The following is an 18,702-nucleotide window of genomic DNA, read 5'->3' on the forward strand; positions in this document are numbered from 1 at the left end:
CTCGTGGCCAGCATCAAGATCACCGGCCAGAAGCGCCTCGTCATCATCTCGGGGCGCGCCTACCCCGAGCTCGCCGAGCAGGTCGCGGCGGAGCTCGAGACCGAGGTCCTGCCCACCGACGCGCGCACCTTCGCCAACGGCGAGATCTACGCGCGCTTCGACGAGAGCGTGCGCGGCTGCGACGCCTTCGTCATCCAGTCGCACGCGCGCCCCATCAACGAGGCGCTCATGGAGCAGCTGATCATGGTCGACGCCCTCAAGCGCGCCTCGGCCAAGCGCATCACCGTCGTCGCGCCGTTCTACCCGTACTCGCGGCAGGACAAGAAGGGGCGAGGCCGCGAGCCGATCTCGGCCCGCCTCATCGCCGACCTGTTCAAGGCCGCCGGCGCCGACCGCATCATGAGCGTCGACCTGCACGCCGCGCAGATCCAGGGCTTCTTCGACGGGCCGGTCGACCACCTGTTCGCGATGCCCGTGCTGCTCGAGCACTTCCGCGCCAAGCTCGACCCCTCGACCCTCGCGGTCGTCTCGCCCGACATGGGGCGCGTGCGCGTCGCCGACATCTGGAGCGACAAGCTCGGGGCGCCGCTGGCGATCATCCACAAGCGCCGCGACCCGCTCGTGCCGAACCAGGTCTCGGTGCACGAGATCGTCGGAGAGGTCGAGGGCAAGGTCTGCCTCCTCGTCGACGACATGATCGACACCGGCCGCACGATCGTGAAGGCCGCCGAGGCGCTCAAGAAGGCCGGCGCGATCGGCGTCGTCGTCGCCGCGACCCACGCGATCTTCTCCGACCCCGCGTTCGACATCCTGCAGGCGGAGGCGATCGACCAGGTCGTCGTGACCGACACGCTGCCCATCCCGGAGGACAAGCGCTGGGATCGCCTCACCGTCCTGCCGATCGCCCCGCTGCTCGCGCGGGCCATCCACGAGGTGTTCGACGACGGGTCGGTCACGAGCATGTTCGACGGGGCCGCGTAACCGCACCTGCGCCCCGCGCACCGTGCACCTGCGTCCTCGCGCCCCCGCGCCGAACCGCTTGCCCGCGGTTGAGCCCGAAAGTCGCGGTTGAGCCCGAAAATTCGGGCCCAACCGCGACTTTTCGACTCATTCGGCGCTGATCGACGCCCCGCCGACGCCGAGTCCACGCCCCGCGGCGCGCTACGCGGCCACGAGCTCCCGGATGCACTCCTCGAAGACGCGGTGGTGGGCATCCACATCGGCGCGCGTCGTCATGGGAGCCATGAGCGCCATGTTGTGGAACGGCGTGAGCATGATGCCGCGGTTCGCGAGGTACAGGTGGATCATGTCCTCGAGCTCGCCGTCGGCCGCCTCAGCCGCCTGCGTCCCGTTGAGCGGGTAGGGCCGCGCGAAGCGGTACTCGGCCCGCGCGCCGAGCTGGTTGATCGCCCACGGAAGGTCGTACTGGTCGAAGAGCGCGTTGACCCCGTCGGTGAAGTACGTCGCCGTGTCGATCATGTGCGCGAACGCCTCGTCGGTGAGCACGTGCTCGAGGGTCGCGCGCATGGCCGCGACCGAGACGGGGTTGCCGGCGAGCGTGCCGCCGACGCCGCCCATGTCGACGAGGTCGAGGTCGGTGCGGGCGAGGGCGCGCTCGGCGAACTCCGCAGACAGGCCGTAAGCCCCGGTCGGGATGCCCCCGCCGATCGCCTTGCCGATGACGACGAGGTCGGGCTCGATGTCGTAGGCGGTCGTCATGCCGCCGGGCCCGGCCGAGAAGGTGTGCGTCTCGTCGATGATGAGCAGCGCGTCGTACTGGCGCGTCAAGGCGCGCACGCCCTCGAGGTAGCCGGGCTCGGGCAGCACGATGCCGATGTTGGTGAGCGCGGGCTCGATGAGCACCGCGGCGACGTCGCCATGCGCGAGGGCGCGCTCGAGGCCGGGCAGGTCGTTGTACTCGGCGGCGCGCGAGGTCTCCGTCACGGGCACGGGGGCGCCGACGTTGCCGGGGCGCGACATGCTCTCGCCGTCGGGCCCGACGACGACGAGAGACTCGTCGACCGATCCGTGGTAGCAGTACGAGTGGAAGACGATCTTGCGTCTCCCGGTGATCGCGCGCACGAGACGAATCGCCCAGCGATTCGCATCCGTCGCCGTCAGTGAGAAGCTCCAGCGGTCCATCTTGAAGCGGCGCGAGAGCTCGGCGCCGACCCACTCCGCGTCCTCCGTCGGCAGCATCGTCACGAGGCCGCCGAGCTCGCCGATGCGGCGCGTGACGGCCTCGACGACGATCGGGTTCGAGTGCCCGGCCATCGAACCGGTGTCGCCGAGGGCGAAGTCGATGTACTCGTGCCCGTCGATGTCCCACACGCGGTTGCCGTGCGCGCGGTCGAGGTAGATGGGGAAGCCGCCGGCCTTCTTGTTCATCCAGGTCATGGGCACGCGGCCGAACAGGTGCTCGGCGCGCTCGTAGGCGGCCTTCGACTTCGGGCGGGCGGCGGTGAACGCCTCCTGCTCGCGGGCGTACATCTCGGCCAGGCGGGTGCGATCGATCGTGATCATGGGGTCCTCATTCGTTTCGTCGACGGTGCGAGCGCTGCTGGGCGCGGAGTCTCCGCGGGCAGGGCGCACCGGCTCCGTGCTGGTGATCGCATGAGGTGACCGGAAGCGATGAAAGCAACCACCGCTCCTCGACGGGTCAGGCGCTGCGCCCTCCAGGGCGCGGCCATCGGCGAACACGGAACGCTCTTATCATCGCAAACCGGCCCGGCATCCCGAAAGAGGGGCGACGGATGCGCGGCGCGGGTTCAGGCGCCGCTGCGCGGCCGCAGGTCCGGCGCCCCCGGGATCACCCCGAGCACGGCCACGCGCACCTCGCCCGTGGGGGCGAGCGCGTAGCAGTTCCAGCCCACGGTCTCGAGGCTGCCGAGCTCGAAGGCGACGCGGGTGGGGATGCGGGCATCCGCCTGCGTGTCGACGGCGAGGCGGCACGCGCGCGCCGCGGTCGACTGGGCGAGCGCCCACGTCGCGAGGGCGCCCGGGACGATGAGGGAGAGGAGGGCGACGATGCTGACGATGCGCATGACGCGGGCACGGCGCTCCCACGCGGGGGAGCGACCGTCGGCACCGTCTCCGTCGCCGGGCCAGTCGGCCTCGCGGAGCTCGCGGGGGTCGTCGTCCATCCCGGCCAGTCTCGCACGCGGGGTCGCGGGCCGCGTGCCCGGGGGAGTGCGGGGCGGCGGGTGCGGGGCGGCGGGTGCGGGGCGGCGGGTGCGGGGCGGGAGGCGCGCCACCCCACGCGTACCGACCCGCCGCACTCATGATGTGGAGGAATGACGAAAAAGCATTACGTCACTCCTCCGCATCGTGAACGGGTGCGCGACTGACCGTGGTCGCCGGCGGCCTGGACACCCCGACGTGCGTCGCGCGCCCGCCCCGTCCACCCCGCCCCGTCCACCCCGCACCGGTAATCTGCGCGCGTGACCTCCGACGCCGACGCCGACGAACCGCCGACCGGCGCCGAGCCGCCGACGCCGCCAGGTCGCTCCGCCCTCGCGCGCAGCGTCGCGCTCGGCGGCGCGATCGGCATCGGGCTCGCGTCGATGATCGGGGCGGGCGCGTTCTTCGTGTGGGCTCCCGCGGCGGCAGCGGCCGGCGAGCTTCTCCTGCTCGCGCTGCTCATCGCCGCCATGGTCGCGACGCTCAACGCCTTCAGCTCGGCCCAGCTCGCCATGGCGCACCCCACCTCCGGAGGTGCGTACGCGTTCGGCCGCCGCTACGTCGGCCCGTGGATCGGCTTCAGCGCGGGCTGGCTCTTCGTCGTCGGCAAGACCGCCTCGGCCGCCGCGATCGCATCGGTCGCCGCCACGTACCTCGGCACCGCCCTCGGGCTCGACGCCGTCCCGACCCGCATCCTCGCCGCCGCGTTCATCGCTGTGCTCGCCGCACTCAACATGTCGGGAGTCCGCACGACCGCGCGCGTCGCGATCACGATGGTGAGCATCGTGCTCGCGGGCCTCGCGGTCTGGTTCGTCGTGACGGCGCTCACGGCGGCCCCCGACTTCGGCGGCGTCGACGGCCCCGTCGTCGGCTCGGTGGGCGACCCGGAGTCGGGCGACGGAGCCCCACCGCCCGCGCCCGAGCCGACGCTCGGAGGCCTCCTCGAGGCCGCGGCCCTCCTCTTCTTCGCCTTCGCCGGATACGCGCGCATGGCGACCCTCGGCGAAGAGGTCCGCGCGCCGCGCCGCACGCTCCCCCGCGCGATCCTCATCGCGCTCGGGGTCGTGCTCGCGCTCTACGCGGCCCTCGCGCTCGTGCTCGTCGACCGGCTCGGGGTCGACGCGCTCGCCGCGAGCAGATCACCGCTCGCCGACGCGATCGACCCGCGCTGGGCGCTGCCGATCGCGCTGCTCGCGGCGCTCGCGTGCCTCGGGTCGCTCGCGGGCATCCTCGCCGGGCTCAGCCGCACGAGCCTCGCGATGGCGCGCGAGCGCGACCTGCCCGGCCCGCTCGCGCGCATCTCGACCCGCACCGGGGCGCCCGTCGTCTCGGAGGCGCTCATCGCGCTCATCGCGATCGGCATCGCGCTCCTCCTGCAGCCCGCCCAGCTCGTCGCCGCCTCGAGCGCCGCCGTGCTCGTCTACTACGCCATCGCCCACCTCTCCGCGCTCCGCCAGCCCGCGGGCGAGCGGTGGCAACCGCGGCTCGTCGCCGGCGCCGGGCTCGTGGGGTGCCTCGTCCTCGTCGCCGCGCTGCCGGCGGCGTCGCTCCTCGGCACGGCGGGCATCCTCGTCGTCGGGCTCGTCGCCCGGGCCGTCGCCCTCCGGGTCCGCGCCGGAACGAGCGGCGCGCGCTGAGCGCGACTGGGGCAGACTGAGGGCGTGACCCGACACGCCCACCCCGGCGCGCCCGGCGCGGCGAACGGCGATCCCGACGGCCCCGGTCGGCTCGGCGACAGCGGCGACGTGCGCGCGCTCGAGCTCGCCGCCGCCGCCCTCGCGGCGAGCGCGGGCGTCGCGGGCGGCGTCACCGCCCGCGGACGGCCCGCACTCGGCGGCGCCTACCCCGTCGGCGCCTTCGCGGCCGCCGCCGTCTCCACGACCGCGCTCGCGCTCGCCGACCTCATCGACCACGACGGGCCCGTGACGGTCGACGCGGCGCTCGCGGGAGCCTGGTTCCGGGCGGCCGTGCGGCCGCGGGCCGAGCAGCCGAGCCCGTGGGACCCGCTCAGCGGCGACTACCGCGCCGTCGACGGCTGGATCCGGCTGCACATGAACGCTCCGCACCACCGGGCGGCGGCCCTCGCCGTGCTCGGCCTGGCCCCCGCCGGCGTGACGGCCGACACCGCGGCGGCGCAGCCCGACCGCGAGACCGTCGCTCGCGCCGTCGCGCCCTTCGGCTGCGACGCCCTCGAGGCCGCGGTCGTGCAGGCGGGCGGGGCGGCCGCCCGACTGCGGTCCGTCGCGGAGTGGAGCGAGCATCCCCAGGGCGTCGCCGTCGCCGCCGAGCCCCTCATCGCCGTCGAGACGACCGCGATCGCGCGGCCGGACCAGCCGTTCCCGCCCGGCGTGCCCGAGCGCCCCCTCGTCGGCGTGCGCGTGCTCGACCTGACGCGCGTGCTCGCCGGGCCCGTCGCGACGCGCACGCTCGCGATGCTCGGGGCCGATGTGCTGCGCATCGACCCGCCCGGCTGGGACGAGCCCGCCGTCGAGCCCGACATGACCCTCGGCAAGCGCTGCGCCCGCGTCGACGCGCACACCGTCGAGGGGCGCAGCGAGCTCATCGCGCTCGTCGCCGAGGCGGACGTGATCGTGCACGGCTACCGGCCGGGGGCCCTCGCCGGGCTCGGCCTCGACGACGACACCCTGCGCGCGATCCGCCCCGGGCTCGTCGAGGTCCAGCTCGACGCGTGGGGGTACTCGGGGCCGTGGGCGGGCCGGCGCGGGTTCGACTCGCTCGTCCAGCTCGCGACCGGCATCGCCGATCCCGCGACCGCGAGCGTCGCGGCCCCCGCGCCCTCCGAGGGGGATGCGCACCGCGCACCCGACGCCCCGATCGCCCTGCCCGTCCAGGCCCTCGATCACGCCACCGGGTGGCTGGCCGCGACGGCCGCCCTGCGCGCTGTCGCGCACGCCCGCCGCACGGGGGAGGGGTCGCGCAGCCGCCTGTCGCTCGCCCGCACCGCCCTCGAGCTCGAGCGCTTGCGCGACGCGCTCGGGCCCGCCGAGGCGCACGCCGAGCCGCGCGTGCCGTCGACGCCGCTCGACACCCCGTGGGGGCTCGCCGACGTGCTCGCCTCGCCGCTCGAGGTCGGGGGAGTCCGCTTGCACACCGTCCACCCGCCGCGCCACCTCGGCTCCGACGACCCGTTCTGGCTCGTCGACGAGCGGCACGACGAGGCGGAGGCCGAGCGGGTCGCTCCGCGCGGGCCGCGCGCGGTCATCATGCGGCCGACGCGCGCGATCGTGTGGGCGCTGCTGAGCGCCGCGCTCGTGTGGGCGATGCAGGGGCTGCCCGAGACGCTCGGCGCCGCGCTCCTCGCCCAGCCCGACATCGGCGCGCGCTGGTGGTCGAACCCCGGCTGGGCGGTCGGCGCCGCCGCGCAGGCGCTCGCGCTCGCGCTCGGCTGGGTCACCCTCTCGCGCCGCCTCGCGGTCGGCCCGACGCTCGCGATCACGAGCGCGCTGGGTCTCGTCGCGCACGTGGTCGGCGCGACGCTCGCCTACACCGGGTCGCTGCCGACCTCCGGCGAGGCGGCCTGGAACCTCGGGGTCGGTCTCGGCCTCGCGGTCGCCGTCTCGGGGGCGGCGCTCATCCAGCTCGCCGTCCCCGTGCTGCTCGCGCTGACCCGACCGTTCCTGGGGCGAGCGTCCGCGCGGTCGCGCGCGGTGACGCCGGGCTACGCGCGTCGCCGCGGCCGCCGGGCCCGCTGAACGCGCGGGAGCGCCTCGCCCGAGACGACGGGGGAGGCACGCCGTTCCGCTCCCCGTCGCGGTCACGTGCCACAATCGGGCGGCGGCTCCATCGCGGCGAGGGGCGCAGGACAGGAGCATCCTCATGACGTCGTCCCAGGCCATCGCACGTGGACGCATCGGACGCATCGGTCTCATGGTCGGGCGGGACCCGCGCGAGCGCGGTCGGGTGGTCACACCGCTCGAGCTTCTCTTCGATCTCGCCTTCGTCGCGGCGATCGGGGTCGCCGCCGACCAGTTCGCCCATCTGCTCACGCACGGGCACCCGGCCGAGGGCGTGTTCGGCTTCGGATTCGCGATGTTCGCGATCTCGTGGGCCTGGATCGCGTTCTCGTGGTTCGCCTCGGCGTTCGATACCGACGACTGGTTCTATCGCATCACGACGATGGTTCAGATGACCGGCGTCATCATCCTCGCGCTCGGGCTCCCCGTCTTCTTCCACTCGCTCGAGGAGGGGCAGCCGCCAGCCAACCTCGTGGTGGTCTCCGGGTACGTGGTCATGCGCGTGGCCATCGTCGTGCAGTGGCTCCGCGTCGCCCGGCAGGACCCCGAGCATCGGGCGACCGCCATCGGCATGTCCGTCACGACCCTGGTCATTCAGCTCTTCTGGGTCGCCCTGGCGATCGCCGCGCTCCCGCTGCCGCTGTTCATCGTCATCGGCGTCACGCTCACCGTGATCGAGCTGGCGGCCCCCCGCGTCATCGAGCGGCGCTCGGGCAGCACCCCGTGGCATCCGCATCATCTGGCGGAGCGGTACGGACTGTTCGCGATCATCGTTCTCGGTGAGGGGGTCTTCGGAACGATCGCCGCGGTCAACGCGCTCGTCGACGTGCAGGGCTGGAGCGGCGACGCGATCATGGTGGTCGTCGCCGGCACCGCACTCACCTTCGCCATGTGGTGGGCGTACTTCACCCTGCCATCGGGGCCCGTCCTCGCGCGGTATCGCGACCGTCTCGTCAGCTGGGGCTACGGGCACATCGTCCTCTACACCTCGATCGCCGCCGTCGGCGCCGGCCTGCACGCGGCCGCGTACTTCATCGAGGGCGAGTCCGAGCTGAGCTCGCTGCTCACGGTGGTCGCGGTCTCGCTTCCCGTGCTCGTCTTCGTGGTCGCGCTCTTCGTGCTCCACACCGCGCTCGTCGGCGAGGGCGACCCGTTCCACTGGGGCCTGTTCGCCGGAACGATCGCGCTGCTGGTGCTCGCGGTGGCCCTCGCCGCTGCGGGCGTCGCCCTGTCGATCTGCCTCGTGGTCGTCACGCTCGCGCCGATCCTCATCGTCGTGGGCGATGAGACCGTCGGGCATCGCCACCGCACGGAGCTCCTGTCGCGCGTGCTCTCCTGATCTCGGCGCGTCGTCGAGTGCCCCCCGCCGCAGCGGCGGCCGCGCGACGACGCAACCGTGAGGCTCAGTGCGCGTCCGCCGCCGAGATCTCGCTCCGGTCGCCGCTCCACAGCGTGTGGAACGTGCCCTCGCGGTCGACGCGCTCGTACGTGTGCGCGCCGAAGAAGTCGCGCTGGCCCTGCACGAGCGCGGCCGGCAGGCGGTCGGCCCGCAGCCCGTCGTAGTACGAGAGCGACGACGCGAACGTCGGGGTCGGGATGCCCGCGAGCGCGGCCCCCGAGACGACGCGCCGCCAGGAGGGCAGTGCGCCCGCGACCGCGTCGGCGAAGTACGGCGCCGTGACGAGCGCGACGAGCTCGGGGTCGTCCGCGTAGGCCTCGGTGATGCGGTTGAGGAACTGGGCGCGGATGATGCAGCCCGCACGCCAGATCTTCGCGATCTCGCCCTTCCTGATGTCCCAGTCGTACTGCTCGGCGCCGGCGACGATCGCGTCGAAGCCCTGGCTGTAGGCGATGATCTTCGAGGCGTAGAGGGCGCGGCGCACGTCCTCGACGAACGCGGCGCGGTCGCTCACCTCCCACGCGTCGACGGCGCCCGGGAGGTCGCGCGCGGCGAGGCGCTGGGCCGGCTTCGACGAGAGCGAGCGGGCGAACACGGCTTCCGCGATGCCCGACACGGGAACGCCGAGGTCGAGCGCCGACTGCACGGTCCATGCGCCGGTGCCCTTGGCGCCGGCCTGGTCGAGGATGACGTCGACGAGCGGCTTGCCGGTCGTCGCATCCACCTGCTTCAGCACCTCGGCGGTGATCTCGATGAGGTAGCTCTCGAGCTCGCCGCGGTTCCACTCGGCGAAGATCTCGGCGATCTCGGCCGGCTCGAGGCCTCCGACGCGGCGGAGCAGGTCGTACGCCTCGGCGATGAGCTGCATGTCGGCGTACTCGATGCCGTTGTGGATCATCTTGACGAAGTGGCCGGCGCCGTCGGTGCCGACGTGGGTCACGCACGGCTCGCCGTCGGCGACCGCCGCGATGGAGCGCAGGATGGGCCCGAGGGTCTCCCACGCCTCGGCCGAGCCGCCGGGCATGATCGAGGGTCCGTTGAGGGCGCCCTCCTCGCCGCCCGAGATGCCGGCGCCCACGAAGTTGATGCCCGTCGCCCGCACGGCCGCCTCGCGGCGGATGGTGTCGGTGAAGAGCGCGTTGCCGCCGTCGACGATGATGTCGCCCGGCTCGAAGACCGTCGTGAGGGCGTCGATCACGGCGTCGGTTCCGCGACCGGCCTGCACCATGATGATCGCCGTGCGCGGCTTCTGCAGCGCCGCGGCGAACTCGTCGTACGTGCTCGTCGCGATGAACCCGGCCTCGGGGTGGTCGGTGATGAGCGTCTCGGTCTTCTCGTACGAGCGGTTGAAGACGGCGACCGTGTTGCCCTCGCGGCTGGCGAGGTTGCGGGCGAGGTTCGAGCCCATCACGGCGAGTCCGACGACGCCGATGTTGGCCTGGGGCTGGGTCACGGGGTGCTCCTGAAGGGGGGTGAGGGCGCTCGGCGCCGCGGTCAGAGAGGTGGTGGCACGACCGTCTCCAGCCTATTCCCTGAACGCTCGGCGCCGGCCCGACGGCCTCCCGCCTACGGTGGAGGCATGCCCGATCGCCCCTCCCTCGTGCTCATGGGCGTCTCGGCCGCCGGCAAGACGGTCGTCGGTCGTGACGCGGCGGCCCGCGCGGGCGTCGTCTTCCTCGACGCCGACGACCTGCACCCGGCCGCCAACGTGGCCAAGATGGCGGCGGGGCATCCGCTCGACGACGCCGACCGCGCCCCCTGGCTGGATGCCGTGGGCGCGGCCCTCCGCGACCACCGCCCCTGCGTCATGGCCTGCAGCGCCCTCAAGCGCTCCTACCGCGCACGACTGCGCGAGCTCGCCCCGGGCACGCTCTTCGCGCTGCTCGACGTCCCCCGCACCGTCCTGGAGGGGCGGCTCGCGCGGCGTCAGGGCCACTACATGCCGGCGAGCCTGCTCGACTCGCAGCTCGCGACGCTCGAGAGCCCCGCGCAGGGCGAGCTCGTCACGGTGCTCGACGGCGAGCGGAGCATCCCGCAGCTGGCACAGGAGGTCGCCGACCTGCTGCCGGTGCCGGCGTCGCCCGATGTCGCGTAGACTGGCCCACTGAACTTCGGCGAGGAAGGGCGCGTGCCCTTCGTTATCGACGCGGTGGGCGAGGCGCCAGGTCTTTCCTCACGCGTGAACGCGTTCGAGTCGACACACACGACCGGGTCTCAACGGCCCACTGATCACAAGGAGTCCGGCATGTCCGAGAACACCCACCTCGCAGCGGAGGTGCGCTCGAGCTTCGGCAAGGGCGCCGCGCGCAAGATCCGTGCGACGAACAAGATCCCCGCCGTCATCTACGGCCACGGCACCGAGCCCCGCCACGTCACCCTGCCGGGTCACGAGACGGCTCTTCTGCTCCGCAAGAAGAACGTCGTGCTGACGCTCGACATCGAGGGCGACGAGCAGCTCGCGCTCGTCAAGGACGTGCAGAAGGACCCGGTGCGCCAGCTCATCGAGCACATCGACCTCATCGTCGTCCGCAAGGGCGAGAAGGTCGTCGTCGACGTGCCCGTGCACCTCGAGGGCGAGAGCTTCGCCGGCACCATCGCGATGCTCGAGCACACGACCCTCTCGGTCGAGGCCGAGGCCACGCACATCCCCGAGAGCTTCGTCGTCTCGATCGAGGGCCTCGAGGAGGGCACGCAGATCCTCGCGGGCCAGGTCGAGCTGCCCAAGGGCACGACCCTCATCACCGACCCGGAGGCGCTCGTCGTCGTCGTGTCGACCCCGCAGCTCGACACGACCTCCGACGCCGACGGCACGACCGAGGCCGAGGGCGCCGAGGGCGAGGCCGCTGAGGGCGCTGAGGGCGCCGAGGGCGAGACCGCCGAGGGCGAGTCGACCGAGGCCGCCGAGTAGGCATCATCGTCGGATTCACGAGGCGTCAGGCACCTCCGGCTGTGGCCGACGACGTCTGGCTCGTAGCCGGGCTCGGGAACCCCGGGCCCGGCTACGCCGGCAATCGGCACAACGTCGGCCAGATGGCGCTCGACGAGCTCGCGCAGCGGCTCGGCGGGAGGTTCTCGCGCCACAGGTCGACGACGATGCTCGCCGAGGTGCGGCTGCGCCCCGGCGGCCCGAAGCTCGTGCTCGTCAAGCCGCTCAGCTACATGAACACCTCCGGCGGGCCCGTCTCGAGCGCGGCCAAGTACTTCGGCATCCCGCCCGAGCGCGTCGTCGTCCTGCACGACGACCTCGATCTGCCGTTCGAGTCGATCAAGCTCAAGGCCGACGGCGGGCACGGCGGCCAGAACGGCGTGCGCGACATCATCAAGGCGCTCGGCACGCAGGAGTTCCCGCGCGTCCGCATCGGCATCGGCCGCCCGCCCGGGCGGCAGGATGCCGCCGATTACGTCCTGAAGGACTTCCCGGCCGCCGAGAGGGCGCGCCTGCCGTTCCTCCTCGGCGACGCCGCCGACGCGGTCGAGCTGCTCGTCGAGCAGGGGCTGCTCGCGGCGCAGCAGAGGTTCCACGGCCCGCGCGCCTGACCCGCAGCGCACCCGCTCCGCGCCGCCCGCCACCCGCGCAACCCTCAGCCGCCCGCGCGTACACTCACTCCAGTGAGTCTCGAGCGGTTGATCCCGGCCCTGTCGCGCGCCCGCACGCTCCAGGAGGCGCTCGAGGCCGCGAGGGTCTCGACCGATTTCTCGGTCGTCGAGGGCCTCCGCGCTCCGCTCGTGGCGAGCATCCTGACTGCTCGTGACGCCCCGCAGTGCCTGCTCGCGATCACCGCGACCGGCCGCGAGTCCGAGGGCCTCATCGACGCGCTTCGCTGCCTGCTGCCCGACGCGACGATCCTCGACCTCCCCGCGTGGGAGACCCTGCCCCACGAGCGACTGAGCCCGAGCGCCGAGACCGTCGGCCGCCGCATCCGCACCCTGCGGGCGCTCGCGCAGTGGGCGGATGCCCCCACCGGCCACCTCGTCGTCGTCGCCTCCGTGCGCGCGGCGCTGCAGCCCCTGCCCACGGGTCTCACGAGAATCGAGCCCGTCGTGCTCGCCGCAGGCGAGCGCGGGCACGAGCTCGCCCCGACGGTCGAGCGGCTCATCGACCTCGCCTACGCGCGCGTCGACATGGTCACGCGGCGCGGCGAGTTCGCGGTGCGCGGAGGCATCCTCGACGTCTTCCCGGCCGTCGCCGAGCACCCCGTCCGCATCGAGTTCTTCGGCGACGAGGTCGAGCAGCTGCGCGAGTTCTCCGTCGCCGACCAGCGCTCGCTGCCCGAGCCCGTCGCGCGCATCGAGCTGCCGCCGACGCGCGAGCTCCTGCTCACCGAGAGCGTGAAGCAGCGGGCGCGCGAGATGCAGCACGAGTTCCCGAGCCTCGCGCAGATGCTCGCGAAGATCGGCGAGGGGATCCCGGTCGAGGGCATGGAGAGCCTCGCCCCCGCGCTCGTCGACGAGCTCGTCCCCCTCACGCACTACCTCCCGGCCGGCGCGGCGGTCGCCGTCCTGAGCCCCGAGCGCGTCGCGAGCCGGGCGACGACGCTTGTCGAGACCAACCGCGAGTTCCTGTCGGCGGCGTGGCACGCGGCCACGGCCGGAGCCGAGGCGCCCATCGACCTCGACGCGGGCGACTTCCTCACCGTGAACGGCCTGCGCGCAGCATCCGGTGACCGCCCCTGGTACACGATCAGCGCGTTCGACGCCGACGACCCGGATGTCCTGCGCATCGACGCGACCGAGCCGCCGAGCTTCGCGGGCATCGCCGGGGGAGCCGTCGACCACGTCGTCGATCGCGTGCGTGACGGGTGGGCCATGGTCGTCGTCGCGGGCGGCGCGGGCCTGCTCGAGCGCGCGAGCGACGTGCTCTCCGAGCAGCAGGTCGCCGCGCGCATCGTCGACGAGCTGCCCGAGACGCTCGAGCCCGGCGTCGTGCACCTCGTGCGCGGCAGCGTCGAGCACGGCTTCGAGCTGCCCGAGCTGCGGATCGGCCTGCTGAGCGAGACCGAGTTCTACGGCCGCGCCGTCGGCTACGACTCGCGCCAGCCGAAGAAGCTCGCGAGCCGCCGCAAGAACGTCGTCGACCCGCTGCAGCTGAAGACCGGCGACTTCGTCGTGCACGCCACGCACGGCATCGGGCGCTTCCTCGAGCTCGTGCAGCGCGAGGTGTCGACGGGCGGCGGGCGCAGCGCCGTGAAGAGCACGCGCGAGTTCCTGGCTCTCGAGTACGCGCCCTCCAAGCGCGGCTACCCGGGCGACAAGCTCTACGTGCCGACCGACCAGCTCGACCTGCTGACGCGGTACGTCGGCGGCGAGGCGCCCGCGCTCAGCAAGATGGGCGGCAGCGACTGGGCGGCCGCGAAGGGCAAGGCGCGGAAGGCCGTCCGCGACATCGCCGTCGAGCTCGTGAAGCTGTACTCGGCGCGCATGTCGAGCCGCGGGCACGCGTTCGCGCCCGACACCCCGTGGCAGCGCGAGCTCGAGGAGGCGTTCCCGTACGCCGAGACCCCCGACCAGCTCACGACGATCGATGAGGTCAAGCGCGACATGGAGTCGCCCATCCCGATGGACCGCCTCCTCGCGGGCGACGTCGGCTACGGCAAGACCGAGGTCGCCGTGCGCGCCGCGTTCAAGGCCGTGCAGGGCGGCAAGCAGGTCGCGATGATCGTGCCGACGACCCTGCTCGTGAAGCAGCACATGGAGACCTTCGCCGACCGCTTCGCCGGATTCCCGGTGCACGTGCGGGCGCTCAGCCGGTTCCAGACCGACAAGGAGGCGAAGGAGACGATCGAGGGGCTCGCCCGCGGCACGGTCGACGTCGTCCTCGGAACCCACCGCATCCTGAGCCAGGGCGTCACCTTCAAGGACCTCGGCCTCGTCATCATCGACGAGGAGCAGCGCTTCGGCGTCGAGCACAAGGACGCGCTCAAGAAGCTCAAGACGAACGTCGACGTGCTCGCGATGTCGGCCACGCCCATTCCCCGCACCCTCGAGATGGCCGTGACGGGCATCCGCGAGATGTCGACCCTCGCGACGCCGCCGGAGGACCGCCACCCGATCCTGACCTTCGTCGGGCCGTACAGCGACAAGCAGGTCGCCGCGGCGATCCACCGCGAGCTGCTGCGCGAGGGCCAGGTGTTCTACGTGCACAACCGCGTCTCGAGCATCAACCGCGTCGCCGCCCACCTCGCCGAGCTCGTGCCCGAGGCGCGCATCGCCGTCGCGCACGGGCAGATGAGCGAGTCGAGCCTCGAGCAGGTCATGGTCGACTTCTGGGAGCGCCGCTTCGACGTGCTCGTCTCCACGACGATCATCGAGACCGGCCTCGACGTCGCGAACGCCAACACGCTCATCATCGACCGGGCCGACAAGTACGGGCTCAGCCAGATGCACCAGCTGCGCGGGCGCGTCGGCCGCGGCCGCGAGCGCGCGTACGCGTACTTCCTCTACGACGAGCTCAAGCCGCTCACCGACACCGCGAACGACCGCCTGCAGACCCTCGCCGCGAACACCGACCTCGGCGGCGGCATGCAGATCGCGATGAAGGATCTCGAGATCCGCGGTGCTGGCAACCTGCTCGGCGCCGAGCAGGCCGGCCACATCGCGGGCGTCGGCTTCGACCTCTACCTGCGCATGATCGGCGAGGCCGTGAGCGCCTTCCGCGGCGACGCGGCCGACGAGCAGACCGAGCTGCGGCTCGAGCTGCCGGTCGACGCGCACATCCCCGAGGAGTTCATCGAATCCGAGCGCCTGCGACTCGAGGCGTACCAGAAGCTCTCGGCGGCGGCGGGCCCCGCGAGCCCCGATGACGCGCTGGATGCCGTGCTCGACGAGCTCACCGACCGCTACGGCGACCCGCCGCAGGCGGTGCTCGCGCTCCTCGCGGTCTCTCGCCTGCGCCGCCAGGCCCAGGCTCTCGGACTCAGCGACGTCGTCGTCATGGGCTCCAACCTCCGCATCGTCGGCAAGGAGCTCCCCGATTCGCGTCAGCTGCGCCTGCAGCGCATGTACCCCGGCTCGAAGTACTTCGCGCAGCAGAAGGTCGCGACGATGCTGCTGCCGAAGGACGCGAGCGACGACGACCTCATCGCGTGGGTCGGCTCGGCGCTCACGAACCTCTACGCGGTCGAGCCCGCGCCGTCGGCCGCGCCCTCCACCTGACGATCGAGTGCGACATCGCTCCCGGTTCGCTGGGGGCGGGGGTCGCTCTCGGGAGGGCCGGGTGAGCATCATCGGGCGCGGCGCTGCGCCGCGGTTCCCCCGATGAGTCTGGAGCACCACATGATCGCCACTCGAACCCGCTCGATCATCACCGCGGCCGCGGTTCTCGGCCTGCTGAGCGCGCCCGCGGCCGCCCATGCCGCCTCGGTCAGCGACGACGGATCCTCCGGCCGCCCGCTCGCCGCCGAGCTCAGCGGCGCCAACGAGGTCGGCGCGACCCCCGGCGCCGTCGTCGGCGACCCCGACGGCATGGGCACGGCGAACGTCACGGTGAACGTCGGCCAGGGCGAGCTCTGCTACGACATCGCCTTCAGCGGCGTCGCGCCGATCTTCGGGCACGTCCACGCGGGCGGGGCCGGGGTCAACGGACCCGTCGTCATCACGCTCGCCGCGGTCGCCGGAGCCGACGGCGTCGCCGCCGGGTGCGTCGACGCGCCGCGCGAGCTGCTGCGCGACATCGTCCGCGATCCGGGCGCGTACTACGTCAACATCCACAGCGACGAGTTCCGCGCGGGCGCGATCCGCGGTCAGCTCGAGCGCTGACGCAGGTCGAGGGGTGAGGGGCGGGGCGCTTCGGCGCTCCGCCCCTCATCGCGTCTCGGGTGTCTCCGCGTCCGCGTCGGCCTCGGCAGCCGGCTCCGGCTCCGGCTCCGGTTCGCTGAGCGACAGCGCCGCGAGCGCCGGCGGGAACCGCCGAGTCCCCGGCACGCGGTGCACGTCGTACACGGCGACCGGCACGAGCACGAGCGTGCGCAGGTCGAGCAGCGCGTGCAGCACGATCGCGACGACGATGCTGCCGCTCAGCACGTACGCGGCCGTCAGCAGGAGCCCGACGACGAGCGTGCCGATCACGCCCGGAACCCCCTGGTAGGCGTGCAGCGCCGCGAACAGCAGCGCCGCGAGCCCGAACGCGCTGAGCGGCTCGCCCGTCACGACGAACAGCAGCGCCGGCAGGCACAGCCGGAACAGCAGCTCCTCGACGACCCCCGCGTTGACCGCGAGCGCCGACGCCCAGCCGAGCTCCGGGCGGTTGCGGGGCAGCAGCGCCGCGATGTCGCCGATCATCACGACGCCGCCCTCGCGGCGGGCGGAGCGCACGCCCACGATCGTGAGCGCCACGGCGAGGGCGGCGGCGAGCGCGAGGACGAGCATCCCGACCGGGCTCGAGAGCCAGCCCACGACGGCCGCGACCCACCCGACCGCGCGGGCCGCCTCGAGGACCGACCCCGTGAGCGGATGCACGACCGCGGCCAGCACGATCGCCGAGCCGCCGAACAGGAGCAGCGACTCGATCAGCCAGCGCCGCATCATCGCCCGGCGCTTCGCGCTCGAGCGGTAGCGACGGAAGCGGGAGTACTCGCGGCGGTCCTTGCGGATCGCCCGCCAGATCAGCAGCGCGACGAGCCCGACCGCGATCGCGGCCGCGATGCCGCGGCTGAGCGGGTCGTCGGGGGTGAGCACGGGGCCATCCTGACAGGGAGCGGATGATCGGCTCCCGAGCGGTCGCCTCCCAGACTGCGGTGCCAGCATGAGCCGACCGCGCGCAGCGGCCAGCAGCGTGCCGATGACGGCCCCGAACCGAGGAGCGACCCCTGAGCACTGCCGACGTCGGACTCCGCTCCTCGCGCGGGCCGATCCTGCTCTCGCTCATGGTCACCACGGGCCTCGTCGCGATCGACGCGACCATCCTCGCGACCGCCGTGCCGACCCTCGTCGCCGAGCTCGGCGGGTTCGAGCAGTTCCCGTGGCTGTTCTCGATCTACCTGCTCGCCCAGGCCGTCTCGGTGCCGATCTACGCGAAGCTCAGCGACGTCGTCGGGCGCAAGCCGATCATCCTCACCGGCATCGCGCTCTTCCTCGTCGGCTCGATCCTGTGCGGCCTCGCCTGGAGCATGCCCGCCCTCATCGCCTTCCGCGCCGTGCAGGGCCTCGGCGCCGGTGCGGTCGGCCCCATGTCGATCACGATCGCAGGCGACATCTACTCCGTCGCCGAGCGCGCCAAGGTGCAGGGCTACATCGCGAGCGTGTGGGGGGCATCCGCCGTCATCGGGCCCCTGCTGGGGGGCCTGTTCGCCGAGCTCGACGCGTGGCGCTGGATCTTCCTCGTCAACGTCCCGCTGTGCGTGCTGGCGGGGTGGATGCTCATCCGCCACTTCCACGAGACCGTCGAGCGCCGCACCCACCGGGTCGACTACCTCGGCGCCGTGCTTCTCACCGCCGCACTCGCGCTGCTCCTCGTCGGAGTGCTCGAGGGAGGCCAGTCGTGGCCGTGGCTCTCGTGGCAGAGCGCGCTCGCGTTCGGAGGGGGCGGGGCGCTGCTCGTCGCGTTCGGCCTCGCCGAGCGGCGCGCATCCGAGCCCATCCTGCCGATGTGGGTATTCTCGCGGCGGCTGCTGCTCACCACGACGCTCGTGTCGACGGGCATCGGCGCGGTGCTGTTCGGGCTCACCTCGTACGTGCCCACCTACCTCGAGGGCTCGCTCGGGGTCTCGCCGCTCATCGCCGGTCTCGCGCTCGGCGCCCTCACGATCGGCTGGCCCATCTCGGCCGCGCAGTCGGGGCGGCTCTACCTGACGGTCGGATTCCGGAACACGGTGCTCATCGGCATGGTGCTCGTGATCGCGGGGCCCGTCGTGCTCGCCGCCACGGCCGGGGTGCCGTCGGTCGCCGTCGTCGCGGTCGCGTGCTTCGTCAGCGGCCTCGGCATGGGGCTCGTCGCCACGCCCTCGCTCATCGCCGCGCAGTCGAGCGTGCCCTGGAACGAGCGCGGAGTGGTCACCGGCACCAATCTCTTCGCCCGCTCGATCGGCAGCGCCGTCGGCGTCGCCATCTTCGGAGCCATCGCCAACGGCATCATCGGCCGCGAGGGCGCTCCGGCGGGGGAGGGCGTGAGCGCGGAGGCGATCATCGCGGCGTCGTCGGCCGTCTTCGCCGCGACGCTCGTCGCCGCCGTCGTCACCCTCGTCGCGGCGTCCACGATGCCGCGCACGCCCGCGCCGAAGGGCGACGAAGCGCACGCCGCGCCCGACCGCGCGGCCGCGGACGCTGCCGCGCCCGCCTGAGCTGCACCCGCCGAACTGGGTGGGCCGGCCCACCCCGCGCGCGCCCTGACGACCAAATGAAGGGCGGCGACACCTCGGCATCGGAGTGTCGCGG

General features: G+C 73.1%; 14 protein-coding genes. 10 read left to right on the top strand and 4 right to left on the bottom strand.

Features of this window, described 5'->3' with window-relative positions; translation table 11 throughout:
* Nucleotides 1-3: 3 nt before the first annotated feature.
* The gene (locus ASC54_RS05615; protein WP_055856579.1) at nucleotides 4-981 is read left to right on the top strand and encodes a ribose-phosphate diphosphokinase; all 978 of its coding nucleotides are present in this window, start codon (nucleotides 4-6) and stop codon (nucleotides 979-981) included.
* 180 nt (nucleotides 982-1,161) lie between these two features.
* On the opposite strand, the gene ASC54_RS05620 is transcribed toward ASC54_RS05615, so the two are convergent.
* Nucleotides 1,162-2,523 (bottom strand): transaminase, encoded by a 1,362-nt coding sequence (locus tag ASC54_RS05620; protein ID WP_082514873.1) that lies wholly within the window; start codon nucleotides 2,521-2,523, stop codon nucleotides 1,162-1,164.
* Between the two features lie 245 nt (nucleotides 2,524-2,768).
* Nucleotides 2,769-3,143 (bottom strand): hypothetical protein, encoded by a 375-nt coding sequence (locus ASC54_RS05625; RefSeq protein WP_055897227.1) that lies wholly within the window; start codon nucleotides 3,141-3,143, stop codon nucleotides 2,769-2,771.
* Between the two features lie 297 nt (nucleotides 3,144-3,440).
* On the opposite strand from ASC54_RS05625, the gene ASC54_RS05630 reads away from it, so the two are divergent.
* The 3 genes from ASC54_RS05630 (at nucleotide 3,441) to ASC54_RS05640 (ending at nucleotide 8,274) form a co-directional block, all read left to right on the top strand.
* The gene (locus tag ASC54_RS05630; RefSeq protein ID WP_055897230.1) at nucleotides 3,441-4,817 is read left to right on the top strand and encodes an APC family permease; all 1,377 of its coding nucleotides are present in this window, start codon (nucleotides 3,441-3,443) and stop codon (nucleotides 4,815-4,817) included.
* 24 nt (nucleotides 4,818-4,841) lie between these two features.
* Entirely contained in the window at nucleotides 4,842-6,893 is a 2,052-nt protein-coding gene (locus ASC54_RS05635) for a CoA transferase (RefSeq protein ID WP_055897233.1), read from the top strand.
* Between the two features lie 124 nt (nucleotides 6,894-7,017).
* Nucleotides 7,018-8,274 carry a low temperature requirement protein A gene (locus ASC54_RS05640; protein ID WP_055856568.1) on the top strand — a complete coding sequence of 419 codons (1,257 nt, stop codon included), beginning with the start codon at nucleotides 7,018-7,020 and terminating at the stop codon, nucleotides 8,272-8,274.
* 64 nt (nucleotides 8,275-8,338) lie between these two features.
* Here the strand turns inward: ASC54_RS05640 and gndA are convergent, their stop codons facing one another.
* Nucleotides 8,339-9,787, bottom strand: coding sequence for an NADP-dependent phosphogluconate dehydrogenase (gndA, locus tag ASC54_RS05645; protein ID WP_082514874.1), 1,449 nt, complete (start codon nucleotides 9,785-9,787; stop codon nucleotides 8,339-8,341).
* Between the two features lie 126 nt (nucleotides 9,788-9,913).
* Between gndA and ASC54_RS05650 the strand changes: the two genes are divergently transcribed.
* From ASC54_RS05650 to ASC54_RS05670, 5 genes are all read left to right on the top strand, one after another.
* The gene (locus ASC54_RS05650; protein WP_055856565.1) at nucleotides 9,914-10,429 is read left to right on the top strand and encodes a gluconokinase; all 516 of its coding nucleotides are present in this window, start codon (nucleotides 9,914-9,916) and stop codon (nucleotides 10,427-10,429) included.
* A 150-nt stretch (nucleotides 10,430-10,579) separates the two neighbouring features.
* Nucleotides 10,580-11,242 (top strand): 50S ribosomal protein L25/general stress protein Ctc, encoded by a 663-nt coding sequence (locus tag ASC54_RS05655; protein WP_055897236.1) that lies wholly within the window; start codon nucleotides 10,580-10,582, stop codon nucleotides 11,240-11,242.
* A 41-nt stretch (nucleotides 11,243-11,283) separates the two neighbouring features.
* The gene (pth, locus tag ASC54_RS05660; RefSeq protein ID WP_055897237.1) at nucleotides 11,284-11,871 is read left to right on the top strand and encodes an aminoacyl-tRNA hydrolase; all 588 of its coding nucleotides are present in this window, start codon (nucleotides 11,284-11,286) and stop codon (nucleotides 11,869-11,871) included.
* Between the two features lie 72 nt (nucleotides 11,872-11,943).
* Nucleotides 11,944-15,486: a transcription-repair coupling factor gene (gene mfd, locus ASC54_RS05665; protein ID WP_055897240.1), complete on the top strand. Its 3,543-nt coding sequence runs from the start codon at nucleotides 11,944-11,946 to the stop codon at nucleotides 15,484-15,486.
* Nucleotides 15,487-15,606: 120 nt separating this feature from the next.
* Nucleotides 15,607-16,089 carry a CHRD domain-containing protein gene (locus ASC54_RS05670; protein ID WP_162242496.1) on the top strand — a complete coding sequence of 161 codons (483 nt, stop codon included), beginning with the start codon at nucleotides 15,607-15,609 and terminating at the stop codon, nucleotides 16,087-16,089.
* 45 nt (nucleotides 16,090-16,134) lie between these two features.
* Here the strand turns inward: ASC54_RS05670 and ASC54_RS05675 are convergent, their stop codons facing one another.
* Nucleotides 16,135-17,007 carry a CPBP family intramembrane glutamic endopeptidase gene (locus ASC54_RS05675; RefSeq protein WP_055897244.1) on the bottom strand — a complete coding sequence of 291 codons (873 nt, stop codon included), beginning with the start codon at nucleotides 17,005-17,007 and terminating at the stop codon, nucleotides 16,135-16,137.
* Nucleotides 17,008-17,195: 188 nt separating this feature from the next.
* Between ASC54_RS05675 and ASC54_RS05680 the strand changes: the two genes are divergently transcribed.
* Nucleotides 17,196-18,608 (top strand): MDR family MFS transporter, encoded by a 1,413-nt coding sequence (locus ASC54_RS05680; protein WP_082514876.1) that lies wholly within the window; start codon nucleotides 17,196-17,198, stop codon nucleotides 18,606-18,608.
* Nucleotides 18,609-18,702 lie beyond the last annotated feature (94 nt).

The organism is Yonghaparkia sp. Root332 (assembly GCF_001425665.1).
Lineage (GTDB): Bacteria > Actinomycetota > Actinomycetes > Actinomycetales > Microbacteriaceae > Microcella.